2 protein-coding genes and 1 tRNA gene are annotated in these 2,567 nt (G+C 62.5%); 2 read left to right on the top strand and 1 reads right to left on the bottom strand.

Annotated features, from left to right (window positions below; all coding sequences use genetic code 11):
* Positions 1 to 440: 440 nt before the first annotated feature.
* Complete coding sequence (locus tag AC2W7M_RS23600; protein ID WP_486135378.1) at positions 441 to 1,118, top strand: recombinase family protein; 678 nt, start codon at positions 441 to 443, stop codon at positions 1,116 to 1,118.
* Positions 1,119 to 1,231: 113 nt separating this feature from the next.
* A complete protein-coding gene (locus AC2W7M_RS23605; RefSeq protein WP_486135380.1) occupies positions 1,232 to 2,110 on the top strand; it encodes an abortive infection family protein in 879 nt (292 codons plus the stop codon).
* Positions 2,111 to 2,277: 167 nt separating this feature from the next.
* Here AC2W7M_RS23605 and AC2W7M_RS23610 read toward each other — a convergent pair.
* Positions 2,278 to 2,352: transfer RNA gene (locus tag AC2W7M_RS23610), tRNA-Glu, on the bottom strand.
* Positions 2,353 to 2,567 lie beyond the last annotated feature (215 nt).

Here is a 2,567-nt window from a genome sequence, read left to right on the forward strand (position 1 = left end):
AGGCGGCCCCGGCCCCCTTTCCAGCCCAGCGGCCTAGCGCCCCCGCCGCGAGTCCCGTACGCGATCCTAGAGCCCGCTTCCCCACGGCGCCCTCCCGGTGCCCTGGCCAGCCCCCAGGACCGAGCTAGCCCATCCCTCGGAGGGGCAGTGGCTTGGCCTATACCAGCCGCCTCCCCTTCACGACTCCTGCCGAGTCCACTGGCGCCGGCCGGGCCTCCCGGACTCCTGCCCTGCCTCTCCGCTAGAACGGCCATCCACGAGTCCCCTACGCGATCCTTAGAGCCCTCCGCCGTCCCTGCGATGCCGAGGCGAGGAGCCGGATGGTCGGTAGTGCACAGGCCCGTTGACAGCACCTGAGAGGCATGTATCGTTTTATGCAACGAACGTCGCAATGAACGATACACTACCTCCACCACGTTGGAGCCTCTGAGGACACCGCCATGGCCGATGGCCGTTTCGTCTCCTATCTCCGTGTCTCCACCGACAAGCAGGGCCGCTCTGGCCTTGGTCTTGAAGCCCAGCGCGAAGCCGTCTCAGGCTTCCTCAATGGAGGGCGGTGGAAGCTGGTGCAGGAGTTCGTGGAGGTGGAGAGCGGCAAGCGCAGCGACCGTCCCGAGCTTGCCCAGGCTCTAGCCCTCTGCCGAGCCCACCGCGCTACGCTGGTGGTGGCCAAGCTGGATCGCCTTGCTCGCGACGCCCACTTCCTCCTCGGATTACAGAAGGCAGGGGTGGAGTTCGTCGCCTGCGACATGCCCAGCGCGAACCGCCTCACCGTGGGCATTATGGCCATGGTCGCCGAGGAAGAGCGCCACATGATCTCGGCCCGCACCAAGGCCGCTTTGGCGGCTGCAAAGGCCCGTGGGGTGAAGCTCGGAGGCTTCCGGGGGCGGGCCGGGACCATAGAGGATGCCGCCAAGGCCCGTGCCGTGCGGCAGGAGATTGCCGGGGAGCGTGCCGAGGCCCTGGCCCCGATCTTCGCCCGTATCGATCCTGACGGCGCCCTGTCTCTGAGGGCTGTCGCCGCTGCGTTGGAGGCCGAAGGGGTGCCTACGGTGAGCGGGAAGGGGAGCTGGACCGCCGCCGGTGTGGCGCGGGTCCGGGAGCGGCTGTCGGGGTAGGGGGCGGACTTCCTCGTCCGTGCCTTTGATGATCTGTTTTTTTCGCGACGGATATGTATCCCCGATGCCACTCAAATTTGAAGCCAAGCAGTAGGATTCTGCCTAAGCTATCCGTGTCGGTAAATTCCAGCGTGCTCATTATGTTGAAAATTGCACTCTCACGGCAATCAATCGACGCCCTCGCCGAGATCATTTCTGGTGGCCCGGCACACGGCTTTGAGCCTCCAATTGGCCTATACCGCACCGAATATCAGCTTGCCGATTTTTTTGCTGCGGTCGGTGTGGAGTTTAAAAAGGAGGGGTTTACCCGCGTCCGAGCGACAGTACGCACCCTGTCAGAGCTTGTGGGTGATCCAGCATCGCACGATAGACTACGACGTGTCATCGAATCGGCAGCCGATCCTCGGGATTTCGTTCAAAATCCCCATACGCACGATGTTGTCGTCGATTATCTAAACAAACACTTTGCGTTCGACGGACTTCAATTGGAAAGGGAGCCGCGAGGTGTTCGCGTCGTGGCTCTTGGCGAATCTGTCGGTGTCGTCAGAACGCTTGCTAATGTGGCCGAGGAAATTCAATTCGACACTGTTCAACGGGATTTGGACCGAGCGCAGAAAGGCGCGGACACCGACCCTGAGGCGGCTGTAACTGCTGCTTGCTCGGTCGTGGAAAGCGTCTGCCGCTCTGTGCTGTGTGAATTGTCGATACCGCTCCCAGCGAAGAAGGATATCCAGGGGCTCTATCAAGCAGTCCGCGAACCGCTGGGGCTTGCTCCGAACAAGGAAGGCGTCCCGGACCAAATTGCCGACGATGTTCGTGCGATTCTCGGAGGGATCAACTCAACCATAAATGGCATTGGAGCGCTTCGGACCCACGCAGGCAGTGCGCATGGCAGGGAAAAGGGCATCGACGAATCGATCCGAGGATTGCCCGCCTTGCCGTTCACGCGGCCAGCACTGTCGCCCTGTTTATCGTCGAGACGTGGCAGGTAAAGTTCCCAGACCGGAAATTGCCCAAGCAGTAACACACCTGTCAAAGGCAGTCGGGGATTACCACGGCGCTGGGGTACGCAAGCCGGGTACGGAATGGGGTACGCACCGCGATTGTGTGTCGCAGTAACTTATTGCATTTCCGATGAATTTTATGTTTCGAGGTAATGTGGCGCGCCCTAGGGGAGTCGAACCCCTCTCTCCACCGTGAAAGGGTGGCGTCCTAACCGATAGACGAAGGGCGCAGCGGCGCCGGCCCTTATAGGGGGGACGGCCGCGGGCGGCAAGGGGTGGGGCGGAACCGCGCGCGGGAACAGGGGAAAAACTCGCCTCTGCCCGGTTCGTCCGCCAAGCAACCGGCTTCCCTTTCAAGCAAGCGGCTTCCCTTTCCCCGCCTCCGCCGCCAAGCGAGCGGGCATCCCTCTCCCCGACGGGGAGAGGGCAGGGTGAGGGGGAAGGG

The organism is Xanthobacter sp. BG11Y11_SDJG (assembly GCF_057364445.1).

Bases quoted from the DNA above. Each gene is read 5' to 3' on its own strand.
- AC2W7M_RS23600 (WP_486135378.1), top strand. From the start codon at position 441: ATGGCCGATGGCCGTTTCGTCTCCTATCTCCGTGTCTCCACCGACAAG.